This window comes from Caballeronia sp. NK8 (genome assembly GCF_018408855.1).
Classification (GTDB): Bacteria; Pseudomonadota; Gammaproteobacteria; order Burkholderiales; family Burkholderiaceae; genus Caballeronia.
Genome location: NZ_AP024324.1, coordinates 314714 through 339210 on the forward strand (window position 1 = coordinate 314714; position 24497 = coordinate 339210).

Consider the following 24497-nt stretch of genomic DNA (forward strand, 5'->3'; position numbering starts at 1 on the left):
TCTCCCGAAGGGTAGAGATGCAAATGCGTTGCGTGACGAAACTATAGGGAAGCCAGCCGGAGCGCACTACCGGGTGGAAGTGGGAAGCTGTTCCCCGTAAAACGGTGAAGCGCAGGGGCGCTAGTTCTTCTGCGCCACCTGCTGCTGCGGCGCATCCCAGCCGCCTCCCAGCGCGCGGAAGGTCCGCACGGCGGCGCGTGCGGCGTCCGCTTTCGTCGCATGGAGATCGTCGCGGGCGACGAGCAGTTGCCGGTCGGCGTCGAGCACGTCGGTGAGCGTGATCGAACCCGCGCGATACGCCTTCTCCGAAAGGTCGCGCGCCCGCGTCAATGCATCGACTTCCTGCTGAACTTCCTGAGCGCGAATCTCGGTCTGCGAGAGCGCCATGAACGCGTCTTCGACGTCTTCGGTCGCCTTGAGCGCCGCTTCGCGATACTGCGCGAGCGCCTCCGCATACGCGCCGCGCGCGTTCTTCACCTCGGCGTCCACCTTGCCGAAGTCGAACAGACGCCATCGCAGCACTCCCGTGCCGACCGCCTGGAACGCCTTCGCGCTCAGGAAGTGACTGGCCGAGAGGCTGTCGAAACCCAGCGCGCCGGCAAGCGAAATCTTCGGGTAGTACTCGGCGAGCGCCACGCCGATACCTTCACTGGACGCCGCCAGATGCCGCTCCGCCGCGATGATGTCGGGCCGCCGCCGCAATACGTCGACGGGCGTATCGCCGCTGCTGATCGCCGGCACGTCCGGAATCGCGCCGGCATGCGTGCCGAGTTCCGCCGCATAGGTGCCGGGCTGCGCGCCCAACAGCACATCGAGCCGATTCGATTGCGCTTCGAGCGACACCCGCAAGCTCGGCACGGCGGCACGCGCCTGACGCAACGACGCTTCGGCCTGAGCCACTTCGCGTTCGTCGGACGCGCCTGCCCGCTTGCGCGCTTTCACGAGTTCCAGCAGTCGCGCGTCCGTGTCCACCTGATCCTGCGTGACGGCCAGTTGCGCCTGCAGACCGCGGATTTGCAGATAGGCGTCGGCGGCGTCGGCGGCGACGGTGACGCGGGTTCCGAGTTGCGCGGCCTCGGCGGCCTGTTCTTCGTCGCTGGCGGCCGTATGTGCGCGTCTGAGGCCGCCGGCCAGATCGATCTCCCAGCTTGCGGTCGCGCCCGCAACGTATTGCTTCTGATCGCGGCTGTAGTTCGGAAACGCACTCGCGAGCGCGCCGAGCGGACTCTGCACGCTCTGGTGTTCGGCCGAATACGACGCGTTGGCATCGACCGTCGGAAGCAACTGCGCGCCTGCCGCCTGGGCTGCCGCACGCGACTGTGCGACGCGCGCGATCGCCGCCTGAATGCTCAGGTTCTGAGCCAGCGCGCGTTGCACCACGGTGACCAGTTCCGGATCGTCGAACCCGGTCCACCAGCTGTCGAGGCTGGGCGCGGGCAGTGTGGTTTGCCGCTCGGCCACCTGCTGCGCGTTATGAAACGGCGCCATCCGCGTTTCAGGCGCGACGTAGTTCGGGCCAACCGCGCACGCCGCGAGGAAAGCGCTGACGAACAGAGCGCCCGCAACCGCTTTCGACGTTCTGGACAAGAGCTTGATCATTTCGCTTCTCCACTGCTGAGTTTGCGCGGCAAGGCGCGGATGTCCCGGACACCGAGCTTGCGAACGAAGGCATAGAACGCCGGCGTGAAAGCAAGGCCGAAGAGCGTCACGCCGAGCATGCCGAAGAACACTGTCGTTCCGAGCGACTGCCGCATCTCCGAGCCCGCTCCGGCGGCGATGGCAAGTGGCGCCACGCCTGCGATGAAGGCGAACGACGTCATCAGGATCGGACGCAGCCGCACGTGGGCCGCGTGCGTGGCGGCGTCCTCCGCGTCGACGCCGTCTTCGTCCTGACGCTGCTTGGCGAACTCCACGATCAGAATCGCGTTCTTGGCGGCCAGCCCCACGAGCACCACGAAGCCGATCTGCGCAAGGATGTCGATCGGCATGCCCCGCACGTTCAGGCCGATCGCCGCCGCGAGCAGACACATCGGCACGATCAGCACGATCGCGAGCGGCGTCTTCCAGCTTTCATATTGCGCAGCCAGCACGAGGAACACGAACAGCGCTGATGCGGCAAAGATCACGAGCGGCGACATGGTCTGCTCTTTTTGCTGATGAGCGAGGTCGGTCCATTCGTAGGCGATGCCGTTCGGAAGCACTTGCTGGGCGAGTTCTTCCATGCGTTCGATCGCATCGCCGGAAGAAAGACCGGGGCCTGCCGCGCCCATGATTTCCGCCGCGGGATACATGTTGTAGCGCGGCACGCGGTACGGCTGCGTGTCGTTGCGGAACGTCGCCACGCTGCTGATCGGCACCATGTCGCCCGACGTATTGCGCACCTTGAGCCTGCCGATATCCTGCGGTGTCCGGCGGAATGCTTCATCTGCCTGAACCCGCACTTGATAGGTGCGTCCCATGAAGTTGAAGTCGTTGACGTATTGCGAGCCGAGGTAAAGCTCCATCGTCGAAAACACGTCTGTCGGCGTGAGGCCGATCTTTTCCGCCTTCAGGCGATCGACGTCCGCATAGACCGACGGGGCGCCCGCGTTGTACAGCGTGAAGACGCCGCCAAAGGTCTTGTCCTTGTTGGCTGCCGCCACGAGTGCGTGAGCCGCTTCGGCAAGCGCTTGCGGACCGAGCCCGCCGCGATCTTCGAGCATCAGCTTGAAGCCGCCCGCCGCACCGAGCCCTTGCACGGGCGGCGGATTCACCACCACGACGACCGCGTCCTTGATCCCGGCCACGCGCTTGCGCAGTTCGACCAGCATCGAGGCCGCATTGACGCCGGGCACGTGCTTGCCGTACAGCGAAGGCAGTCCGTAGAACAGCGTCCCCACATTGGGCGCGATGGTGCCTGTCGTGACGTCGAAGCCGGATACGGGGGACGTGTGCGTGACGCCTTTGAGCTTGGGGGTGTCGAGCACGATGTCGTTGACCTCGCGAATCACCTTGTCGGTGCGCTCGAGACTGGAGCCGGGCGGAAGGAACGCGATCACCGCCTGATAGCCGATGTCCTGTTCAGGAATGAATCCCGTTGGCATTTTCGACATCTGCAGCCCGGTTGCCGCGATCAGGCCGGCATAGACGAGCAGCATCACGGTCGTCGCGCGCACGGCGCGGCCAGTCATCTTTCCGTACTTCGACGACAGCCATTCGAACGACGCGTTGAAGCGGCCGAAGATCGCATGATGCAGGCGGCCCAGCGCAGTGGTTCCGCCGTGCGTCTTCTCCATGTCGTGCGGCTTGAGCAGCACCGCGCAGAGCGCGGGGCTGAGCGTGAGAGACACGAAGCACGAAATGACCGTGGACGCGGCGATCGTGATCGCGAACTGCTTGAAGAACAGGCCGGAGATGCCGGACATCAGCGCGGTCGGTCCGAACACCGCACACAGCGTGAGCGCGATCGCGATGATGGCGGTCGAGACTTCGTTCATCGTCCGATGCGCGGCCTCGCGTGGCGTCATGCCGAGCGCCATGTTGCGCTCCACGTTCTCGACCACCACGATGGCGTCGTCGACGACGATCCCGACCGCCAGCACCAGCCCGAACAGCGACAGGTTATTGATCGAAGCGCCAAATATCGACAGGGTCGCGAAGGTTCCGACCAGCGACACCGGGATCGCCACCACCGGAATAATCGTCGCGCGCCAGTTCTGCAGGAACAGATAGACCACGCCGACCACCAGCAGGATCGCGATGAGGATGGTCTTGGCGACTTCATGGATCGACTGCGAAACGAACGTGGTCGGGTCGTAGATCTTGATGTAGTCGACGCCGGGAGGAAAGCTCTTCTTCAGTTCGGCCATCCTGGCCCAGACGTCGTGTTCGACCTGCACGACGTTGGCATCCGGCGTCGCGATCACGAACCACGGCGTGGCCGCGTAGCGGTCGGCATACGCCTTCGAGCCGTAGTCCACCGAGCCGAGTTCGACGTGCCCGATATCGCGAATCCGCGTGACGTGTCCCTGCGTGTCCGACTTCACGACCACGTCGCCGAACTGCTCGGGCGTGCTCAAACGGCCGAGCGCCTCGACGTTGATCTGATACGCGCCCGTGCCGTGGTTCGAAACCGGCGGCTGATTCAGCACGCCCGCGGATACGGCGGCGTTCTGCGCGCGAAGCGCAGCGAGTATTTCACCTGCGCTGATCTTGTACGAAGCCGCTTTATCCGGATCGATCCAGATGCGCATCGCGTACTGCCGCTCGCCGAACAACTGGAAGTCCGACACGCCCGGCAAACGTGCGATCTGATCGCGAACCTTGAGCATATAGTTCGACAGATACTCGGGACTGCGAGAACCATCGGGCGAATAAACGTGAACGCCGAGCAGTAGCGCCTGAATCGTCTTTTTGACCTGCACGCCTTGCAGTTGCACATCGGCGGGCAGGCGCGAGAGCGTGTCTTCCACGCGGCTGCGCGTCAGCAGCAGCGCGGTGTCCGGATTCGTGCCGACCTTGAAGATCACCGTGATCGTCAATTGACCATTGCCGGTCGACTGGCTCGAGATGTAATCCATGTTCTCGACGCCGTTGATGGACTGTTCGAGCGGCGTGGCGACCGTGCGCGCAATCGTATCGGCGGACGCACCGGGATACGATGTCGTGATCTGAATCGTGGTCGGTACGATGTTCGGATACTGCGCCACCGGCAGCTTGATCATCGTCGCGAGACCGATGAGCACGACGAATATGTTGAGCACCGCGGCAAAGCGCGGATGCTCGATGAAGAAGTGCGTCAGCTTCATGATCTTGCTCCTTCGGCCACTTGCTCTGTCGAGAACTGGATGCTTCCCGCGCGCGGCGAGATCTTCGCGCCCGGCCGAACCGACGGAATCCCGTCGATCACGACACGGTCGTTCGGCGCAAGCCCGGACCGGATCACGCGCAGGCCGCCGCGCAGATCGCCGATTTGCACTTTCCTCGGCGTGGCCACGTCGTCCGCGCCGACCACGTACACCATGTGATCGGTTTGATCGTCGAGCACGGCGGCATCGGGCACGAGCAGCGCCGGCTGCGGCGCGGTCGTCGCCAGCCGCACGCGTGCAAAGCCGCCGGGCGTCAGCGACAGATCGCGATTGGGGATCGTGGCGCGCGCGTGGATGGTGCCGCTCGACCGGTCGAGCGCGTTGTCGATGAAATCGAACTTGCCGGTGCGCGTGAATCCGCTGTCGCCGGTGGGCGAGATACTCACGACGTCGGCCAGCGGTCCTTGCAGGCTTGCGCGCGAACGCTGGAACGCGGCGTAGTCGTTTTCGCTGATATCGAAGTCCAGATAGATCGGATCGAGCGAAACGATGGTGGCGAGCAGTGTCGTCGGCGCGCTGCCGGCGCGGCTGCCGGACACCAGATTGCCGATCGAGACGAGATGCGTGCCGATGCGGCCCGTGAAGGGCGCCACGATCCGGCAGCGATCCAGGTCGAAGCGCGCGTCGCGCACCAGCGCGTTCGCGCGGTCCACGGCCGCCTGCGCCGCGCGTTGCTCGGCCACGCGCTGATCGACGTTCTGGGCGGTTCCCGCTTCGGCACGCTGCAGCTCCTGCGCGCGGGCCAGTTCGCGTGTGGCGAGCGTCAGCCGCGCGCTGGCGGAGCCGAGTTCGGCCGTCGCTTCGCTCAGCTTGATCTGATACGGTTCCGGATCGATTTCGAAGAGCAGATCGCCCTGATGGACGATGTCGCCGTCCCTGAAGTGGATCTGCGTGAGCGTGCCGCCCACTTGCGCGCGCAGTTCGACACGATTCACCGCTGAAAACTGGCCCAGAGACCCGAGGCGGTCTTCTATGTCGCGCTGCAACGGCGCGCTCGTCATCACCGATGGTGGCGGTGTGACGATCGGCGCGGCATCGGACCCATGAAGGTGAAACGCCGCCCCAACCGCCGCGGCGATCACGAGGCCAGCGACGCCTTTGCCGATCCATCGAACCGAAGGGGACCTGGCCGGGATTTCCGGAGCGTCGACTGCCGTCCCGGCTTGATCGATTTGGTTTTCCATGGGCATCCTAAGTAAGTTGATTTGCTGGACGAGATCGAGGTCGAGACCGATTCCTGCGCCGATCCACGAAGACTGCCAGCTAAGTTTCGTGACGCAACTATAGGCAAGCCGGTTGCGGCTCGGTACTGGCCGAAACCGGGAAGCTGTTCCCCGCAAAATGGTTAAGTTGCGTGATGAAACTTCGATTACTATCTGTCCATCATGTACAGAAAACGCTTCGACGAAATGGATTGCTCGATCGCTCGCGCCCTCGACGAAGTAGGCGAGTGGTGGACGCTGCTGATCGTGCGCGAATGCACGCAGGGCAGCAGGCGCTTCGACGAGTTCCAGAATGGGCTTGGCATCGCCAGAAATGTTCTGACGGCACGGCTCGAGCGGATGATCGAGCTGGGCATTCTCGAACGCTTCCCGATTGCGGAGCGCGCGAATACCTTCGGCTACCGGCTAACCTCGAAAGGGGCGGATTTGTATCCGGTGCTGGTCGCGCTCATGCAGTGGGGAGACCGATGGCTGAGATCGAACGGCAAGCCGCCTATCGCACTGGTCGAACATGCGAGCGGGAATCCCGTCGAGACGGTTGAGGTTCGCGGAGCGGACGGGCATGCGCTGGGCTATCGGGACGTTCGCTTCGCGGCCGGCCCCGGCGCGACGAAGAAGACGCGGGATGTCATCGAGAACCGTAATGATCGCGTGCTCGGCGACCCGGAGGCTTAGCGCTGCTTTTGCTTGCCGAAGCGCGACAAGGACTCCCTGAGCTTCGGTGCTGCGAAGTCGATGAAATGCCGGAGTTTGATCGGCATCAGGTTGCGCGACACATGAACCATATGCACGGGCACAGGTTCGATCTCGAACTGCGGCAGAAGTATTTCGATCTGTCCGCTGCGCAGTGCCTCGTCGGCGTCGTGCTCGAACACGTAGGTGATGCCCGCATCGTCGGCTGCGGCGCTGACCGCGGCATCGGGCGACGTGACTTCGAGCCGGGGCTTTACGGCCAGCAGATAGATCTTTTGCGTCGACGGAAGCCGGAAGCGCCAGGGCGACAGGTACGGGCTATTGAAGACCACGCACGGGTATTTCACGAGGTCATCGGGTTCGCGCGGGGGCGCGATTCTGGCGAGGAGGGCCGGACTCGCGCACACGATCGGGCGCAATGAGCCGATGCGCGTGGCGATCATATTGCTGTCGGGCAACTCGCCGATGCGTACGGCGAGATCGGCGTGCGAATCGATCAGGTCGATGTTCCGGTCGGAGAGAAGGAGCCGTACCGTGATGTCCGGATACTGCGCGAGGAACTGGTTGATGACCGGTAACACATGCAGGCGGCCAAGCTGCACGGGCGCGGTGACGACCAGCTCGCCACGCGCGGTGGCGAATTCACCGGTGGCTTCGTGCTCCTGTTCACGCACGAGGTCGAGAATGCGCCGCGCCGCGGCGACGTATGACATGCCTGCGTCGGTCAACGTGAGCTTGCGCGTGGTGCGTATGAGCAGCCGAGTGCCGAGCATCTCTTCGAGATCGGCAACCTTGCGGGTCAGCGTGCTGACAGGAATTTTCAGCTCACGAGCCGCCGCCGACAAACTGCCTCCGTCCACCGCGGTCACCAGCATTTCCATGGCTTCTAGTCGGTCCACTGCGTTTGCTCACGACGAATTGAGTCGCCGTATTGTAGGGGAAGTGGCCTTCGAAGGCTCGAATCCATCTGTCTCTGGAGATCCGAAATGTATGCACAAGCTATCGCGCAATGCGTGGAAGCAGTCAGAACGATCGAGACGTATCTCGACAAGGCGGAGCGCTTCGCGAGTGCGAAGAAGTTCGATGTCGCCGTCCTGCTGTCGACGCGGCTCGCGCCTGACATGGCCGCGTTGCTCTATCAGATACAAAGCGCTTGCGACTATCTGAAGGGCGGAGCCGCGTGGCTGTCGGGACAGCAGCCTCCGCGACATGTAGACAATGAGAAGACGCTCGAAGAAGCGCGTGCGCGCATCCGCAAGACGATCGAGTTCGTCGAGAGCATTGCGGTCGAGCAATACGAGGACGCGGCCGCACAGATCGTAAAAGTGTCGTGGGTGCCGGGAAAATTAACGGGGGAGAACTATCTGCTGCAAATCGTGATTCCGAATGTCTACTTTCATGTTGCGATGGCTTATGCGATCTTGCGTGCAAATGGAGTTGACGTCGGGAAGCAGGACTTTATCGGTCTGGTCAATGCCTTCGACGCTTGAACGGCGATGGAGGCCGCTTCGGTACGTAGTCAGTGCAAGAAGTGACTTTGTGGAAACGTATATCTAATGTATTTTGGCGACAGCAACTAAAGGCAACCAGCGCTGCCCGTCAAGCCAGTTTGCGTAGAATGCCTACACTGGTCCTGACTTTCACCTCCGCGCACCAAGGACATCTCATGCTGCAGCCATTCGCGTCTTCAGATTCCTTCACGATCGGAGTCGAGCTCGAGATTCAAGTAGTTAATACGCATGACTACAATCTGACCAAGGCGACAACGGAGCTGCTGAGTCGAGTCAAGGAGAAAAGCTTCGCGGGAGCGATCAATCCAGAGACGACTGAAGGAATGATCGAAGTGTCCACCGGCGTGTGCAAGGACTTCAGTCAGGCGAGAAGCGAGTTGCTGGTTCTTCGCGACACGCTGGTGCACGCCGCCGACTTTTTGAATGTCGGGGTGTGCGGTGGAGGGACCAACTTTTTCCAGAACTGGTTCGACCAACGGTCGGACGGACGCGAACGCTCTGAGTACCTCATGGGGCTGTACGGGGCCCTTTATCAGCAATTCACGATCTTTGGCCAACACGTGCATGTTGGCTGTCCCGATCCCGACTCGGCGCTCGTTCTACTGCATTCGCTTTCGCGTTATGTTCCACACTTCATCGCTTTGGCGGCCTCGTCTCCTTTCGTACAAGGAAGCGACACGCAGTTTCAGTGTGCCAGGCTCAATTCGGTTGCACCGTTCCCTCTGGCCGGATATGCACCCTTCGTAACGAGATGGTCCGACTTCGAGCAATACTTCGATCGCATGACCAACACGGGGCTCGTCAAGAGCCTCAAAGACTTTTACTGGGATATTCGCCCAAGTCCAGGATATGGCACGATCGAAGTTCGTGTCATGGATACGCCACTGCGCGTCGAATGGGCTGCCGCAATCGCGGCCTATATACAGACCCTCTCGCGCTATCTCCTGGTTGACAGGCCTGTGTGCCTCAGCGAGCGAGATTACGAGGTCTATCGAACCAACCGGTTCATGGCGTGCCGCTTTGGTCTGGACGGAACGTGCGTGAATCCGGAGACTGGCCACCGTAGCTCGATCCGGAGCGAGATTGTCGACACGCTAGACGCGATCGCGAGTCATGCGCAAGCCCTGGGGGCAGAGGAAGGCCTCGACATCATCAGGCGCAATATGGCCTCCGGTGTGAGCGATGCTGACTGGCTACGCCGCGTCTACGGCGCGCATGACTCGTTGCATGAAGTGGTTCGACAACAATGTCAGATTTGGCGCGGAGCGGAGACGCTTGGCTAACTCGTCTATGAGCCCGATGTTTGCTTGCTCATAAAAGTTAAATGCGTCCATGTGCCGGTCTCGACGCCGGACAAGCGTCAACCCCGGACACTGCGAACATGATCTGAAAAAAATTCTCAGCTCATGGTCGACAAAGCGGTAACAATACCGCGCGGGAAAATCCGCTGCGTTGTTGGCCAAGCCGACGCGAGGCACTATGATGAACGCCACGTGCTCACTCGCGGCACTTGGTCGGTTCCGGTCCAGACGATGGTGTCTCGAAGCGACGGAGGAAATGATGCGACGCTTCTTTCCCTTGCGTCCGTTCGTGCTCTTCACGGCGCTCGCTAGCGCGCAGCTTCACTGCGTCCATGCGGCGCCGCCGCTGCCTTCGGGCGGGCAGTTCGTCGCAGGAAGCGGCTCGATCAGCAGAGGCGGGCGCTCCGTCACGATCGACCAGACTTCGACGCGCGGCGTCGTCGACTGGCGCAGCTTTTCGATCGCTCCATCGCGCACGGTCACGTTCAACAACGGCAACGGCGCGACGCTCAATCGCGTGACGGGCGGCGATCCATCGGTAATTCTCGGCAGTCTCACGGCCACCGGCAGCGTCTATTTGCTCAACCCGCAGGGCGTGCTCATCGGGCGCGGCGGCGTAGTTTCGACGGGCGGACGCTTCGTCGCGTCATCGCTCGATATCGCCAACGATGCATTCATGGCCGGCGGCCCGCTGACGCTTTCGGGCGGTGGCGACGGCGCGGTCATCAATCTCGGCAGGATCGGTTCGAGCGGCGGCGACGTGTTCCTCGTCTCGCGCGCGATCGCGGCCAATCGCGGCTCGATCGATGCACCGAACGGCACGGTCGAACTCGCGGCGGGCGCGCAAGTGTTGTTGCAGGACAGCGCGGGCAGTCATCAGGTCTTCGTAGATGCTGGCAGCCACGGCACGGTGACCAATGCGGGAGCGATCCGCGCGGCGCAAGTCGACCTGCAAGCCGCCGACGGCAACGTATACGCGCTGGCCGGGCATCACGCGGGCATTCGCGCCACCGGAACGGCGACGCGCGACGGGCACGTGTGGCTCGTCGCGGAGCAGGGCGCGGTGCACGCGAGCGGTCGCGTCGACGCGACGAACGCGGACGGCAGCGGCGGCACTGTCGAGACGAACGCGACGAAACTCGACATCGGCCGCGCGACAGTGCGCGCGGGCCAATGGAATCTGATCGCGCCGACATTCACGATCGACACCGACGCCGCGCGCGCGATCTCGCGCAGTCTCGGCAAAGGGACCTCGGTGAACGTCGTCGCAAACGGCGCCGACGGCGACCTCGCGCTGAACGGCGATGTCAGCTGGAAGGGCGATGCATCGCTTGCGCTCGCCGCCGCGCGCAACGTGACGATCGCGCCGGGCGCGGCGATCGGCAATGCGGGCAACGGCAATCTGACCGTGCGCGCCGACGCGGGCGCGATCGGCAACGGCGGCGGCATTGCGAATCACGGCACGATCGACTGGTCGGGGAGCACGGGCGTCGTCAGTTTGCTCTACGACATGAACGGCAGCTACGCGCCCGGCGCGCTGCTCGGCAATCAAAGCTGGACGGCCGCGCCGATGAGCGGCCGCGTCACGCAGATCACGGCGTACAAGCTCGTGAACAGTCTCACCGATCTCGCCGCCATCTCGCAGGATTTGAAGGGCAACTACGCGCTGGGCAAAGACATCGACGCGAAATCGACGGCAACCACGCCCGTCACGCCGATCGCGCCGACAGCGCAAGCGCCGTTCGCCGGCCAGTTCGACGGCTTTGGCCATGTCATCGACGGCCTTGCGATCACGACGCACGATATCGGCGTGACGGCGGGCGTCGGGCTGTTCGGCGTCGTCGGCAAGGACGGCGTCGTGCGCAACCTGGGACTGACCAATGTCGATGTTTCCGGCGATGCGGGCGGCGGGTACGGGCCGATCGCCGGGCGTAACGACGGCACCGTCGCGTATGCGTGGGCGACGGGCGGCGTCGGCAGCGGACAATCGTTCGGCGGGATTTCGGGCGGGGGCCTCGTCGGTGTGAACGCGGGCACGATCGAGCGATCGTGGAGCGGCGCGGGTGTCGGCGGAGCGGGTTCCTATGGCGGCCTCGTCTATCAGAACGACGGCCTGATCGTGCAGTCCTTCGCGACCGGCAACGTCAACGGCGGCGGATCGCACACGTCGGGCAGCGCGCTGGTCCAGCGCAACAACGGCGTCATCCGGCAGTCGTATGCCACAGGCGACGTCAACACGATCAGTGGCGGCGGCGGGCTCGTCGGCACGAATGCGGGAACGGGCGTCATCGAGCAATCGTTCGCGACGGGCGCGATAGGCCGCGGCGGATCGCCCAATACGTTCGGCGCGATTGCATCGGAGAACGGCGGCACGATCCGGAACGACGTTTATTGGGACATTCAGACGACGTTCCACACCAACGCGGTCGCGTATCCGCTGGCCGGGACGGCGCCGCCTGCCTCGAACGGGCTGACCACGCAGCAGATGAGCAACCCGGCGAGTTTCGCGTCGTGGGAGTTCGGGCCATCGGGCGTCTGGGCGATACCCGCCGGCGCGACACATCCGGTTCTGCAATGGCAAGTAACGGGGCAGTGAGTGAGCGACGATGCTCAGGGGCGGTGAGCGGCTTTCCGCTCGGAACCGTTGACGCCTTGGTCCCATGAGATTGATTTCTACCAATGTCACGGCCAGATTGAAATGTCGGGGTGCGGGCTCGTTAGAAATGTCCGGGTCTAGGGCTTGTTAATCCTTCTTCAGATCATGATTTCCCCACCGCGGCTGCCCGTTCTCGCGCGGAACTCAACACAGCCGCGTTGAGTTGTTCCAAGGTCAGTTCGCGCTGCGTGCGCGTGCCCAGCTTGCGCTCCTTCGGCCGTGGCGCCATGCCTTGGTTGGTACGCGAGGGCATGCCCGAAGCGCAGCGATCGTCGCGCTCGGCCTGCAGCACCTGAGCGACTTGCAACGCGTGTCCAAGCCGTTTGTTCTCGATTACCGCCCCCTGATCGATCTCGGAAAGCCGATCGTATCGACGATAGGCGAGGGCCGCCCCATTCACGCGAATCTCGATGCGTCCATCCGGGTACTCGAAGACGTCGAGATACTGGTGGATCAGCGCGCGGTTCTGCGCCGTATCGTCGAGCATGTAAATGACCCGGTCGTATTGAACCGTCAACACCTTGGTCACGCGCCGCGCCACGCGTGAGGTCAGGATCAACTCGATGTTCTCGTCGCTTCTGAGCGCGCGATGGGCATTGAACACGCTTCTTGGAACCTTGCCAAAGCGGCCGTTGAAGTCGGCGCTAAAGTGGGGCGCGTAAGCGTTGGCGTCCTCCTGCGTGTTGATGCCACGTAGGCGCAGTTCCTTCACCAGCCGATCCTGCAAGGTCAGATTGGCCCGCTCGACGCGTCCCTTCGCCTGGCTGCTATTGGCGCACCAGGTATCGATGTTGAGCTCAAACAAAGCCCGTCCAAATTGCGTGACGCCTTTGCCAGCGGCCTCGGCGTGGTTGTTGCAATGAAATATCGCAGCCTTGTCGCTGTAGAGCGCAAGCGGCTTGCCATGCGCTTCGAGATACTTGCGCATGGCCTCGAAGTAGCTGAAGGTCGACTCGGTCGCCGTAAAGTGCAGGGTCATCAGCCGGCCCGTCGCGTCATCGATAAACACCAGCAGCGTGCAAGCCGGTGCGCGATCCTCGAACCAGCGATGATCGCTGCCATCGATCTGAATCAGTTCACCCAGACACGATCGGCGGTTCCTCGGCTGGTGTAGCGTCGGTGGACGCTGCTTGCGCGGAATCCAGAGCCCGGCATCGCGCATCCAGCGCCGTACCGTTTCCTTGCCCAACTCGATGTTGTGACATTCACGCAGCTTCTCGCAGGCGAGCGTCGGACCAAAATCGGCATAGCGCTCGCGCACCAGCGCCATTGCCCGGGCGCGCAGGTCGACGGGTAATTCGCGATTACTCGGCTGTCCGCGCTTGCCCGAGATCAACCCCGCCGGACCACTCGCGGCATAGCGGCGAGCCAGACGGCTGATCTGGCGCTCGCACAGGCCCAGTCGCTCGTCAGCCCGCACCATCGTCAGCCGATGCTCGCAGACCGCCTCGATCACTTTGATGCGTTCGAGTTCGTGCATAGTCGCCGTGATGAAACCACGCTCGTTCATGGTGGAGCCTCTTGAAGACGCTTGCGCTCAGCGTGCGCCTTCAAGGGACAAAACCGGACATTTCTAATGAGCTCAAACCCGACATTACTAAAAAGCTCTGACATATGAAAAATTGATAATAAGGATTATGTCAAAAATGCTCAATCGAACGATCTCGTTTGACCCGCTCAAAGACTGCGATCGTGCGCGACCGCGCCCTCACTTCACAGATGCTGTTCGGCTTGGCTGAGCACCGTGCAACGTTTCGAGGATGCCCACGAAAACGGCAGACGTGTTTTGCATGATCGTCACCCTCGCGTCGACAATTGAGTCAACGCTACATCTCACCCCCGCCTCCTGTCCATCTCCCCAACCCACCGACGATGTCCTCTATTTCATCCTGTCGTAAGGTTTACCCCGATTTAAACGCAAACCAACAAAAGGGACATTTTGGCTGCGACATGTAATCAAAGTGCAACCCAATTGACGCCACCTTAAAGCGCCGGCTTCTGCGACTGGCGTCGCGTACGCCGCAAAGGAGAGCGATTTGGTCCTGGAACTGGAGCGAGTCAGTGTCGTTTCTGGCGGGCAACCGTATCTGTACGGCGTGGATTTGCGCCTCGTCCCAGGCGCCATCAATGTGCTTCTCGGACCTACTCAAGCCGGCAAAACCACGCTGATGCGCGTGATGGCGGGTCTGGACAGGCTGAACGACGGCCGAGTGCTCGTCGACGGCCAGGACGTGACAGGCGTCAGCGTGCGCCAGCGCAATCTCGCGATGGTCTATCAGCAGTTCATCAACTACCCGGCGATGACGGTTTCCGAGAACATCGCCTCGCCTTTGCGCCTGCAAAAAACCGACCCTGCCGAAATCCGCCGGCGCGTGCAGGACGTCGCAGCCAAACTGCATATCGACCATTTGCTGGAGCGGCGGCCAGGTGAACTGTCGGGCGGCCAGCAGCAGCGCTGCGCGCTCGCACGTGCCCTCGTGAAGCGCACGTCGCTAGTGCTGCTCGACGAGCCGCTCGTGAATCTCGATTACAAACTGCGCGAGGAATTGCGCATGGAACTGTCGACGCTTTTCGCTGACGGCAAGACGACCGTCGTCTACGCGACCACCGAACCTCTCGAAGCGCTACTGCTGGGCGGCTATACGGCAATCGTCGATAAAGGCCGGGTGCTGCAGTTCGGTCCCACTCTCGATGTCTATAACGCACCGGTCAACGTCGCGGCCGCGGCCGTTTTCAACGACCCGCCGATGAACATGCTGACGAGCGAGTGCGGCAACGGCCGCGCGCGTCTGCCGATCGGCGTGGAGGTTCCAGTCCGGCACGGTCCCGCTGCGAACGGCGCATGCCGCATCGGCATCCGGCCGGGGCACCTGCGTCTTCAGGCGAAGTCCTCGCATGCAATCGCCGTTCCGTGCCGGCTCGAACTCGCTGAACTGAGCGGCTCGGAAACGTACCTGCACTTGCGCACGCTGACCGGCGCGATCGACCTGGTCGCGCAGTTGCAGGGCGTGCATCAGATCGAGCTCGGCACGCAGCTCGACGTTTTCATCGACCCTGACGAACTGTTTGTGTTCGGCGCGGACACCCAACTGGTGTCCAGCCCGGAGGCGGCTTATGGCGTGCATTGAGTTCCAGAATCTCGCGCACGCGTACAGACCGAACCCCGCGACGCTCGACGACTACGCACTTCAACCCATGAGCATGGTCTGGGATGCCGGCGGCGCTTACGCGTTGCTCGGGCCATCGGGTTGCGGCAAGACCACGCTGCTGAATATCGTGTCGGGGCTCGTCAAGCCGTCGGAGGGCAAGGTGCTGTTCGACGGACGCGACGTGACGGCGCTCGGCGCGCGCCAGCGCAACATCGCCCAGGTGTTTCAGTTCCCCGTGGTCTACGACACGATGACCGTGTTCGATAACCTCGCGTTTCCGCTGCGCAATCGCAAGATGTCGGCCGCCGAGGTCACGAAGCGCGTGCACGAGGTCGCGGATATCCTCGATATGACGCGCGACCTGCCGAACAAGGCGAGCGATCTGGCCGCCGACGCCAAGCAGAAAATCTCGCTTGGGCGCGGCCTCGTGCGGAAGGACGTCGCGGCGATTCTCTTTGACGAACCGTTGACTGTGATCGACCCCGCGATGAAGTGGATCCTGCGCCGGCAGTTGAAGAAGATCCACCAGCAACTCAAGCTCACGCTTATCTACGTGACGCACGATCAGGTAGAAGCGCTGACTTTCGCCGATGAAGTCGTGGTCATGACAAATGGCCGCGTCGTTCAGAAAGGCGGCGCCGATGCGCTTTTTCTGCGGCCGGATCACGCTTTTGTTGGCTACTTCATCGGCAGTCCGGGCATGAATCTCTGTCCGATCGAGCTCGACGCCGACGGCGCAAAAATCGGCTCGCAGCGCTTGCCGCTCGACGCCGGCACGCTTGCGACGCTACGTGGCGCGCATCAGCAGGCAAACGGCGCGCTCAAGCTGGGGATTCGCCCGGAATTCGTCCGCCTTTCGCAGGAAGGAGGAGCCGGCGCGGTCAACGCGCGGGTGCTGCGCGCGCAGCAGCTCGGCAACTATCAACTGGTTACCGCGCAATGCGACGGCAATGTGTTCAATGCGAGGCTCGAGCCGCATGTGCGGGTTGTCGACGGACCTGCCTGGCTGCATCTCATTGCGCCTGAAACCGTGTTCTTCTGCAACGACGAAAGAATCGAAACACGCATCTCCGAAGGGGCCGCGCGATGAACAAGCCCGTCAATCAGAAAGCGTGGTTGCTGGTCATTCCGGTGTTCATCTGCGTCGCGTTCTCCGCGATCCTGCCGCTGATGACGGTGGTCAACTATTCGGTGCAGGACATCATCGGCCCGACGCAGCATGTGTTCGTCGGTACGGAGTGGTTTCGCAACATCATGACCGATCCGGATTTGCGCGAAGCGCTCGGCAGACAGGTCCTTTTCTCCACGTGCGTTCTGCTGTTCGAGATTCCATTGGGCGTGGGCCTCGCACTTTCGATGCCGGCTTCGGGATGGCGCGCTTCGGCCACGCTCATCGTGCTGGCCATGCCGTTGCTGATTCCATGGAACGTGGTGGGCACGATCTGGCAGATCTTCGGGCGCCCGGATATCGGACTGCTCGGGTACTGGCTCAATAGTCTTGGCTTCGACTACAACTACACGGCGAGTCCCACGGCCGCATGGCTCACCGTGCTGGTGATGGACATCTGGCACTGGACCCCGCTCGTCGCACTGCTCTGCTATGCGGGCTTGCGCGCGATTCCGGACGCCTTCTATCAGGCCGCGGAAATAGACGGCGCAAGCCGTTTCGCGGTATTCCGCTACATCGAATTGCCGAAGATGCGCGGCGTGCTGATGATCGCCGTGCTGCTGCGCTTCATGGACAGCTTCATGATCTATACCGAGCCATTCGTGCTGACAGGCGGCGGTCCCGGCGATTCCACCACCTTCCTCAGTCAGTATCTGACACAAAAAGCAGTCGGCCAGTTCGATCTTGGCCCGGCCGCGGCTTTCTCGCTGATCTATTTCCTGATCATTCTGCTGCTGTGCTTCATTCTCTATAACTGGATGAGCCGCGTGGGCAAAGGTGGCCCTGCCGCCCAAGGAGACGACCATGCAGGATAAACGCCGCTGGATGCGGACGTTGATGCTCGTCGTCTATATGCTGTTCGCGCTGATTCCGCTTTACTGGATGCTCTCGATATCCCTGCGCACAAACGAGGAAACCATGTCGACGTTCGCCACGCTGCCGCAGCACGTGACGTTCGAAAACTACAAGGTGATCTTCACCGATCCTTCTTGGTACTGGGGCTACATCAATTCGATCGTCTACGTGCTGATGAACACGGTGATGTCGGTGCTGGTCGCTCTGCCTGCCGCGTACGCGTTCTCACGTTATCGATTTCTCGGCGACAAGCACATGTTCTTCTGGCTGCTCACCAACCGCATGACGCCGCCCGCCGTATTCTTGCTGCCGTTTTTCCAGCTCTATTCGAGCGTCGGCCTGACCGACACATACATTGCCGTCGCACTTGCGCACATGCTGTTCAACGTGCCGCTTGCCGTGTGGATTCTCGAAGGCTTCATGTCGGGCGTCTCGCGCGAGATCGACGAAACCGCGTACATAGACGGCTACACGTTTCCCGCCTTCTTCGTGAAAATCTTCCTGCCGCTCATCAAGTCGGGCGTCGGCGTCACGGCTTTTTTCTGCTTCATGTTCAGCTGGGTCGAACTGCTGCTCGCGCGCACGCTGACTTCGGTCAACGCGAAACCTATCGCTGCAGTGATGACACGCACCGTGTCGGCGGCCGGCATGGACTGGGGTGTGCTGTCGGCGGCGGGCGTGCTGACCATCGTTCCCGGCGCGCTGGTGATCTACTTCGTGCGCAACTACATCGCGAAGGGTTTCGCGATGGGGAGAGTGTGATGTTCACGTGGATGTACTGGACGCCCGAGGTGGCCATTTTCTTCGGCTGCATCGTCGTTATGCTGGCCGGCATGACGGTATGGGAACTGCGCTCGCCGACTCATGAACGCAAGGGCTTTCTGCCTATCGCAACGACTCGTGGCGATCGCCTGTTCATCGGCCTGCTGACTGCCGCGTATGTGAACCTCGCGTGGCTCGCGATCAGCGCCGAGGGCTCGAGTTCGTGGCCGGGCTTCACAGCCTCGGTGCTGGTGTTGCTCGCGATCATGTGGAAGGGCTAGAAGGCCGACGCATGCAATGAAGACTGGCAACTGCCGGTTCCGCTGATGCCCCCAGCGGGCGCCGACAAGATCGAAGGGGCACGGAAGACACAGGAGAAGACCATGCATCAGAGGAGACGGATCGTCGCGCTGGCAGTGGCAAGCATCGTGTCTGGCGCCTTCGCGAACCAGGCTCTGGCGGGCACGCCTGAGGCGCAGAAATGGGTGGACAGCGAGTTTCAACCAAGCACGCTTTCGAAACAGCAACAGATGGACGAGATGAAATGGTTCATCGACACCGCGGCGAAACTCAAATCGCAAGGCGTCAAGGAAATTCATGTCGTGTCGGAAACGATCGATACGCATACCTACGAATCCAAAACGCTTGCCACCGCGTTCACTGAAATCACCGGCATTCAGGTGAAGCACGACATCATTCAGGAAGGGGACGTCGTCGAGAAATTGCAGACCTCGATGCAATCCGGGCAAAGCATCTACGACGGCTGGATCTCGGACTCGGACCTGATCGGCACGCACTATCGCTATGGCGTGATCGTTCCGTTATCCGATTACATGACAGGCGAAGGCAAGGAATATACGAACCCTGGTCTCGACATCAAAGACTTTATCGGCACGAGTTTTACGACCGCGCCGGACAAAAAGCTTTATCAGCTTCCCGACCAGCAGTTCGCGAACCTTTACTGGTTCCGCGCGGACTGGTTCGCCCGCAAGGACTTGCAGGACAAGTTCAAGGCGAAATACGGCTACGATCTCGGCGTGCCGGTCAACTGGTCCGCGTATGAAGACATCGCCGAGTTCTTTACGAACGACGTGAAAAATATCGACGGAGAGAAAGTTTACGGTCATATGGATTACGGCAAGAAAGACCCGTCGCTCGGCTGGCGCTTCACGGACGCATGGCTTTCCATGGCGGGCGCAGCCGACAAGGGCATTCCGAACGGCATGCCCGTCGACGAATGGGGCATCCGCGTGACGCCTGACGGCTGTCATCCGGTAGGCGCGTCGGTGTCGCGCGGCGGCGGCACCAACAGCCCGGCAGCAGTCTACGCAACGACCAAATACATCAACTGGCTCAAGAAATACGCGCCGCCAGAAGCGTCCGGCATGACTTTCAGCGAAGCGGGCCCTGTGCCCGCGCAAGGCCGGATCGCGCAACAGGTGTTCTGGTACACCGCGTTCACGGCGTCGATGCTCAAGCCGGGCAACGTCACGAATGCGGACGGCACGCCGAAGTGGCGCATGGCGCCCTCCCCGCACGGCGCTTACTGGAAGGACGGCATGCAAAACGGCTATCAGGACGTCGGCTCGTGGACGTTCTTCAAGTCGACGCCGCCGAATCAGCGCGCCGCCGCGTGGCTGTACGCGCAGTTCGTGACGTCGAAGAGCGTGTCGCTCAAGAAGTCGATTGTCGGTCTCACGTTCATTCGCGACTCCGACATTCATAGCGACTACTTCACGAAAAACGCGGACAAGTACGGCGGCTTGATCGAGTTCTATCGCAGTCCGGCGCGCGTCGCGTGGACGCCGACCGGCAACAACGTGCCCGACTATCCAAAGATGGCGCAACTGTGGTGGAAGAACGTCGGCACCGCCGTCGCCGGCGAAAAAACTCCGCAGGCTGCAATGGATAACCTCGCGAAGGAAATGGACCAGGTGTTGTCCCGTTTGCAGCGGGCCGGCATGAAGGTTTGCGCGCCGGAGCTGAATGCGCAAAGCGATCCGTCGAAGTGGCTGTCGGACCAACACGCGCCGTGGAAGGCGCTCGCCAACGAAAAGCCGAAGGGCGAAACAGTGAAGTATGAGCAACTGCTGTCGGCGTGGAAGGCGGGCAAGGTGCGGTAAGTCTTCTGACGGCGCTCGGCGCTCTTATGAATGGGCGGCACTTGTTGGTGCCGCCTTTTTTATTGTTGCGTCCTGTTGAAGAATTGCATCCGCAGCAGCGCGGCGCTCACGTGATCCGGAGCCTGCCAGGCACACTCACCCTCGATGAGACGGTATCCGCCACTGCACGTTCAGCAGATGGTCGCGCATGCGCGCGGCGGCGGTCGCACCGTCGCGCTTGATCATCGCTTTCACGACAGCCTGATGCTGCTCCGCGAAATGCCGCCGTGTCTCCTGATCGGCGGTTTTTTCGCGCGCGGTCGGCTTCATGCGCATGCCGTTCACTACCTCCATCAGCGCGATGATTGCCGGGTTGCGCGTGGCCTGCGCAATGAGCAAATGAAAGCGATGGTCCCACTGCTGCCATTCGTCGTCGTCCTTGGCCATGGCGTTGCGCCGCGCGCATTTCTCCAGTTCCGCGAGATCGTCCGGACTCGCCTTGCTCGTCGCCAGCTCGACGAATGCCGGTTCGAGTACCAGCCGCATCTCCGCGATATCCGCCGGGCTCGACCCCGCGCGCAGACTGCTGAGCGACGCCGAAAACTTCAGCGGACGCGCGCCCAGATAAGTGCCGCGCCCGACCCCGCGCCAGACGCGTCCCGCCGCTTCCAGCGAAGCCAGCGCCCCGCGCAGATCGCGCCGGCTCACGCCGAGCGCCTCGGCGAGGCTGCGCTCCGACGGCAACGCATCGCCGTCCTTCAGATTGTGCTGCGCGACATAGTCGAGCAGCCTGTCGAGCGTGGAATCTTCCATGATCTTCCGGTTGAACCAATATGCATTGGTTCAATTTAGCAGATTACCGGCTGAGGGGTGATGGATTGCTTTACTTTTTCTGTTGGCATAATCTACGCGAATCGCTTCGATTTCGCATGAAATCGCATGCATCGATGCAATTCGAACCAATTATCAATGGTTCGTCACAGGGACAACGGCAATGAGTTTTACGACACGACCCGAACTGATCGGCACGTTCGGCATGGTGGCATCGACGCACTGGCTGGCCAGCGCGTCCGCGATGGCGGTCCTGGAAAAAGGCGGCAACGCGTTCGACGCCGCCGCTGCCGCCGGTTTCGTGCTGCAGATCGTCGAGCCGCATCTGAACGGGCCGGGCGGCGAGTTGCCCGCCGTGTTCTACAGCGCGAAGGACGATCGCGTGCGCGTACTGTGCGGCCAGGGCGTCACGCCTGCTGCCATGACCATCGATCACATGAAGGACCTGGGCCTCACGGTCATGCCCGGCACCGGTCTGTTGCCCGCCGTCGTGCCGGGCGCATTCGGCGGCTGGATGACCTTGCTGCGCGACTACGGCCAGTTGCCGCTGGAAGACGTGCTGAGCTATGCCATCGGCTATGCGGAGCACGGCTATCCGGTGCTGCCGCGCATGGCGTCGTCGATCCTCGCGATCCAGGATTTCTTCAGCCGCGAATGGCGCACGTCCGCCGAGCAATGGCTGCGCGACGGCGAAGCGCCGCGTCCCAATCATCTGTTCGCGAATCCGGCCATCGCGGAAACCTACAAGCGCATTCTGCGCGAGGCGAAGACGCGCGGCGACCGCGCGGAGCAGTGCGAACGCGCGCGCGTTGCGTTCTACCGCGGTTTCGTCGCGGATGCGATCGATCAGTACTTCCGCTCGACAGACGTGCTGGATACTTCGGGCCAGCGCAATCGCGGCCTTCTGGACGCATCCGATCTCGCGCGCTGGGAGGCGACGTACGAAGACGCCGTCTCCTACGAATACGAAGGCTTCATGGTCCACAAGACGGGGCCATGGGGTCAGGGTCCGATGTTCCTGCAGCAGCTCGCCTTGCTCAAGGGCTTCGATCTCGCGGGCATGGTCCCGCTGGGACCGGACTTCGTTCACACGGTCATCGAATGCGCGAAGCTCGCATTCGCCGACCGCGACGTCTTCTACGGCGACCCGAACTTCTCCGACGTACCGATGGACACGCTTCTGAGCGACGCCTACAACGACGCGCGCCGCCGGCAGATCGATCCGCACCGCGCATCGTTCGAATTCCGTCCGGGCAATCTGCTCGACAGCGAGGCGCGCGCCGCGAAGATACTGGCCAACGCGGGCCGCCAGCAACCGGGCGGCTTTGGTCAGGGCGAACCCACTTTCGCGCCGCTGCCCGAATTGCGCGGCGACACCGTGCATCTCGATGTCGTCGATCGCTGGGGCAACATGGTGTCGGCGACGCCGTCGGGCGGATGGCTCCAGGCATCGCCCGCGGTGCCCGGGCTGGGCTTCAACGTGACCACGCGTGGCCAGATGTTCTGGATGGAAGAAGGACTGCCCTCGTCGCTCGGGCCGGGACGCCGTCCGCGCACCACGCTCTCGCCGACGCTCGTCACCCGCGACGGCAAGCCCTATGCCGCGCTCGGCACGCCGGGCGGCGATCAGCAGGATCAATGGTCGCTGCAACTGCTGCTGCGGCACGTGCACTTCGGCCTGAATCTGCAAGCCGCCGTGGATTCGCCTTCCTTCCAGACCGCGCACTTCCCCGGCTCGTTTTATCCGCGTGACATTCAACTCGGCAAGATGTCGGCGGAAGGCACCTTTCCGCAAGCCACGCTCGATGAACTGCGCGCGCGCGGCCACGAACTCACGGTCGCCGAACCCTGGTCGCTCGGGCGCGTGTGCGCCGTGGGCATCCGCCACGGCCTGATGCGCGGGGCCGCCACGCCGCGCCAGATGCAGGCTTACGCCATCGGGCGCTGACGCAGCATTCATCGGAGAACATCGATCATGTCCGCTGTCGCCGCCCGCCTCGAACGGCTGCCGCTATCCGGCTTTCATCGCAAGCTGCTGATCATCGGCGGACTCGGCTATATGTTCGATGGCCTCGATTCGTCGTCGCTCGCGTTCCTGCTTCCGGTCGTCAGCAAGCTGTGGAGCCTGACGAGCGCACAGACCGGACTCGTCGCGAGCAGCACGTATATCGGCTATTTCTTCGGCGCGTTCCTGTCGGGCGTGCTCGCGGACATCATCGGCCGGCGCCGCATCATGATGAGCGCGCTCGCGATCTATTGCGTCGCGTCGCTCGCGAGCGCCACTGCCAACGACTGGCATACGTTCTTCGTGTTGCGCATCGTTGCGGGCTTCGGTTCGGGCGCCGAGACCGTCGTGATTGCGCCGTTTCTCGCCGAATTCGTGCCGCGCCGCTATCGCGGCATGTTCTGCGGTGCATTGGTGGGCTTCATGTCGTTCGGTTATCTGAGTTCGTCGATCCTCGGCTATACCGTTGTGCGCAATTTTCCGGACGGCTGGCGCTATCTGGCGGTCATCACCGCCCTGCCCGTCGTGATGCTGCTGTGGTGGCGGCGCACGCTGCCCGAATCGCCGCGCTGGATGGAAAGCCAGGGCCGCGTCGCCGAGGCAGGCAGCATCGTCGACGACATCGAGGCCTGGTATGCGCAACGCGGCATCGCACTCGCTCCGTTATCGGCTGTGGGCACGATTCCGTCCGCGATCAGGAGCAGCGGCAGCGCCTGGCACAACGTGAAGACGCTTTGGTCGAAGCGCCTCGCGGGCACGACGGCCGTGAGCTGGCTGATGTGGTTCGCCGTGGCCTTCGCGTACTACTCGTTCTTCTCGTGGATTCCGAGCCTGCTCGTCAAGGAAGGGCTCACGATCACCAAAAGCTTCGGCTTCTCGATCGCCATCTACGGCGCGCAAATTCCGGGCTATTTCTCGGCGGCGTGGCTCAACGAGAAGATCGGACGCAAGGGCGTGGTGGCCTCGTACATGACGCTCGGCGGCATCGCGGCGATCATGCTGTCGCTGTCGCATACCGGCACGCAGATCATGGCGGCGGGCATCTGCCTGTCGTTCTTCATGAACGGCGCGTTCGCCGGCGTCTATGCGTACACGCCGGAAATTTTCCCGACCGCGGTCCGCACGACAGGCACGGGATCGTCGTCCTCGTTCGGGCGCATCGGCTCGGTGAGCGCGCCGATTCTCGTCGGCATCGTGTATCCGTCGTTCGGCTTCTTCGGGGTGTTCGCGATGACGACCGCCGTGCTGCTCGCGGGCGCGTGCGTCGTGTTCTTCCTCGGCATCGAGACGCGCAATCGCTCGCTCGAAGACATCGAAATCAACGGCGCGATCGACGGCGATGCACGCGAGCACCTCGCCTCCACGAACCTCGGCGGCTGAGCGCCTTCACGGAT

At 62.4% G+C, this 24497-nt stretch carries 18 protein-coding genes; 12 read left to right on the forward strand and 6 right to left on the reverse strand.

From position 1 onward, the window contains the following. Positions 1 to 120: 120 nt before the first annotated feature. The 3 genes from NK8_RS23045 to NK8_RS23055 are packed head-to-tail and all read right to left on the reverse strand — an operon-like array spanning position 121 to position 6031. Complete coding sequence (locus NK8_RS23045; protein ID WP_213231339.1) at positions 121 to 1599, reverse strand: efflux transporter outer membrane subunit; 1479 nt, start codon at positions 1597 to 1599, stop codon at positions 121 to 123. Further along, complete coding sequence (locus tag NK8_RS23050; RefSeq protein ID WP_213231341.1) at positions 1596 to 4787, reverse strand: efflux RND transporter permease subunit; 3192 nt, start codon at positions 4785 to 4787, stop codon at positions 1596 to 1598. The genes NK8_RS23045 and NK8_RS23050 overlap by 4 nt, the downstream gene beginning before the upstream one ends. Continuing rightward, positions 4784 to 6031 (reverse strand): efflux RND transporter periplasmic adaptor subunit, encoded by a 1248-nt coding sequence (locus tag NK8_RS23055; protein WP_213231343.1) that lies wholly within the window; start codon positions 6029 to 6031, stop codon positions 4784 to 4786. The genes NK8_RS23050 and NK8_RS23055 overlap by 4 nt, the downstream gene beginning before the upstream one ends. A 201-nt stretch (positions 6032 to 6232) precedes the next feature. Between NK8_RS23055 and NK8_RS23060 the strand changes: the two genes are divergently transcribed. Then, positions 6233 to 6745, forward strand: a complete 513-nt coding sequence (locus NK8_RS23060; protein WP_213231345.1) for a helix-turn-helix domain-containing protein — start codon at positions 6233 to 6235, stop codon at positions 6743 to 6745. Here the strand turns inward: NK8_RS23060 and NK8_RS23065 are convergent. Next, positions 6742 to 7644, reverse strand: coding sequence for a LysR family transcriptional regulator (locus NK8_RS23065; protein ID WP_367657796.1), 903 nt, complete (start codon positions 7642 to 7644; stop codon positions 6742 to 6744). The two genes, NK8_RS23060 and NK8_RS23065, sit on opposite strands and share 4 nt — an antisense overlap. 105 nt (positions 7645 to 7749) lie before the next feature. On the opposite strand from NK8_RS23065, the gene NK8_RS23070 reads away from it, so the two are divergent. From NK8_RS23070 to NK8_RS23080, 3 genes are all read left to right on the forward strand, one after another. Further along, a complete protein-coding gene (locus NK8_RS23070) occupies positions 7750 to 8253 on the forward strand; it encodes a DUF1993 family protein (protein WP_213231349.1) in 504 nt (167 codons plus the stop codon). A 176-nt stretch (positions 8254 to 8429) separates the two neighbouring features. Continuing rightward, a complete protein-coding gene (locus tag NK8_RS23075; protein WP_213231350.1) occupies positions 8430 to 9557 on the forward strand; it encodes a YbdK family carboxylate-amine ligase in 1128 nt (375 codons plus the stop codon). 274 nt (positions 9558 to 9831) lie between these two features. Beyond that, a complete protein-coding gene (locus tag NK8_RS23080; RefSeq protein ID WP_367657797.1) occupies positions 9832 to 12171 on the forward strand; it encodes a filamentous hemagglutinin N-terminal domain-containing protein in 2340 nt (779 codons plus the stop codon). 163 nt (positions 12172 to 12334) lie between these two features. Here the strand turns inward: NK8_RS23080 and NK8_RS23085 are convergent, their stop codons facing one another. After that, complete coding sequence (locus tag NK8_RS23085) at positions 12335 to 13741, reverse strand: ISNCY family transposase (RefSeq protein ID WP_213231351.1); 1407 nt, start codon at positions 13739 to 13741, stop codon at positions 12335 to 12337. 526 nt (positions 13742 to 14267) lie between these two features. On the opposite strand from NK8_RS23085, the gene NK8_RS23090 reads away from it, so the two are divergent. The 6 genes from NK8_RS23090 (at position 14268) to NK8_RS23115 (ending at position 20288) form a co-directional block, all read left to right on the forward strand. After that, positions 14268 to 15359, forward strand: a complete 1092-nt coding sequence (locus tag NK8_RS23090) for an ABC transporter ATP-binding protein (protein ID WP_213231352.1) — start codon at positions 14268 to 14270, stop codon at positions 15357 to 15359. Then, complete coding sequence (locus NK8_RS23095; protein ID WP_162068378.1) at positions 15346 to 16470, forward strand: ABC transporter ATP-binding protein; 1125 nt, start codon at positions 15346 to 15348, stop codon at positions 16468 to 16470. The genes NK8_RS23090 and NK8_RS23095 overlap by 14 nt, the downstream gene beginning before the upstream one ends. Then, entirely contained in the window at positions 16467 to 17363 is an 897-nt protein-coding gene (locus NK8_RS23100) for a carbohydrate ABC transporter permease (protein WP_162068379.1), read from the forward strand. Before NK8_RS23095 ends, NK8_RS23100 begins: the two co-directional genes overlap by 4 nt. Continuing rightward, positions 17353 to 18165, forward strand: a complete 813-nt coding sequence (locus tag NK8_RS23105) for a carbohydrate ABC transporter permease (RefSeq protein WP_213231353.1) — start codon at positions 17353 to 17355, stop codon at positions 18163 to 18165. The genes NK8_RS23100 and NK8_RS23105 overlap by 11 nt, the downstream gene beginning before the upstream one ends. Continuing rightward, on the forward strand, positions 18165 to 18446 hold the full coding sequence (locus NK8_RS23110) for a DUF2160 domain-containing protein (protein ID WP_213231354.1): 282 nt from the start codon (positions 18165 to 18167) through the stop codon (positions 18444 to 18446). The genes NK8_RS23105 and NK8_RS23110 overlap by 1 nt, the downstream gene beginning before the upstream one ends. 102 nt (positions 18447 to 18548) lie before the next feature. After that, positions 18549 to 20288 (forward strand): ABC transporter substrate-binding protein, encoded by a 1740-nt coding sequence (locus NK8_RS23115; protein ID WP_162068382.1) that lies wholly within the window; start codon positions 18549 to 18551, stop codon positions 20286 to 20288. Between the two features lie 135 nt (positions 20289 to 20423). On the opposite strand, the gene NK8_RS23120 is transcribed toward NK8_RS23115, so the two are convergent. Continuing rightward, the gene (locus NK8_RS23120) at positions 20424 to 21080 is read right to left on the reverse strand and encodes a FadR/GntR family transcriptional regulator (protein WP_213231356.1); all 657 of its coding nucleotides are present in this window, start codon (positions 21078 to 21080) and stop codon (positions 20424 to 20426) included. Between the two features lie 181 nt (positions 21081 to 21261). On the opposite strand from NK8_RS23120, the gene NK8_RS23125 reads away from it, so the two are divergent. Both NK8_RS23125 and NK8_RS23130 read left to right on the forward strand, forming a co-directional pair. Beyond that, positions 21262 to 23046 carry a gamma-glutamyltransferase family protein gene (locus NK8_RS23125; protein WP_213231358.1) on the forward strand — a complete coding sequence of 595 codons (1785 nt, stop codon included), beginning with the start codon at positions 21262 to 21264 and terminating at the stop codon, positions 23044 to 23046. Positions 23047 to 23073: 27 nt separating this feature from the next. After that, positions 23074 to 24483, forward strand: coding sequence for an MFS transporter (locus NK8_RS23130; protein WP_213231360.1), 1410 nt, complete (start codon positions 23074 to 23076; stop codon positions 24481 to 24483). Positions 24484 to 24497: the final 14 nt, after the last annotated feature.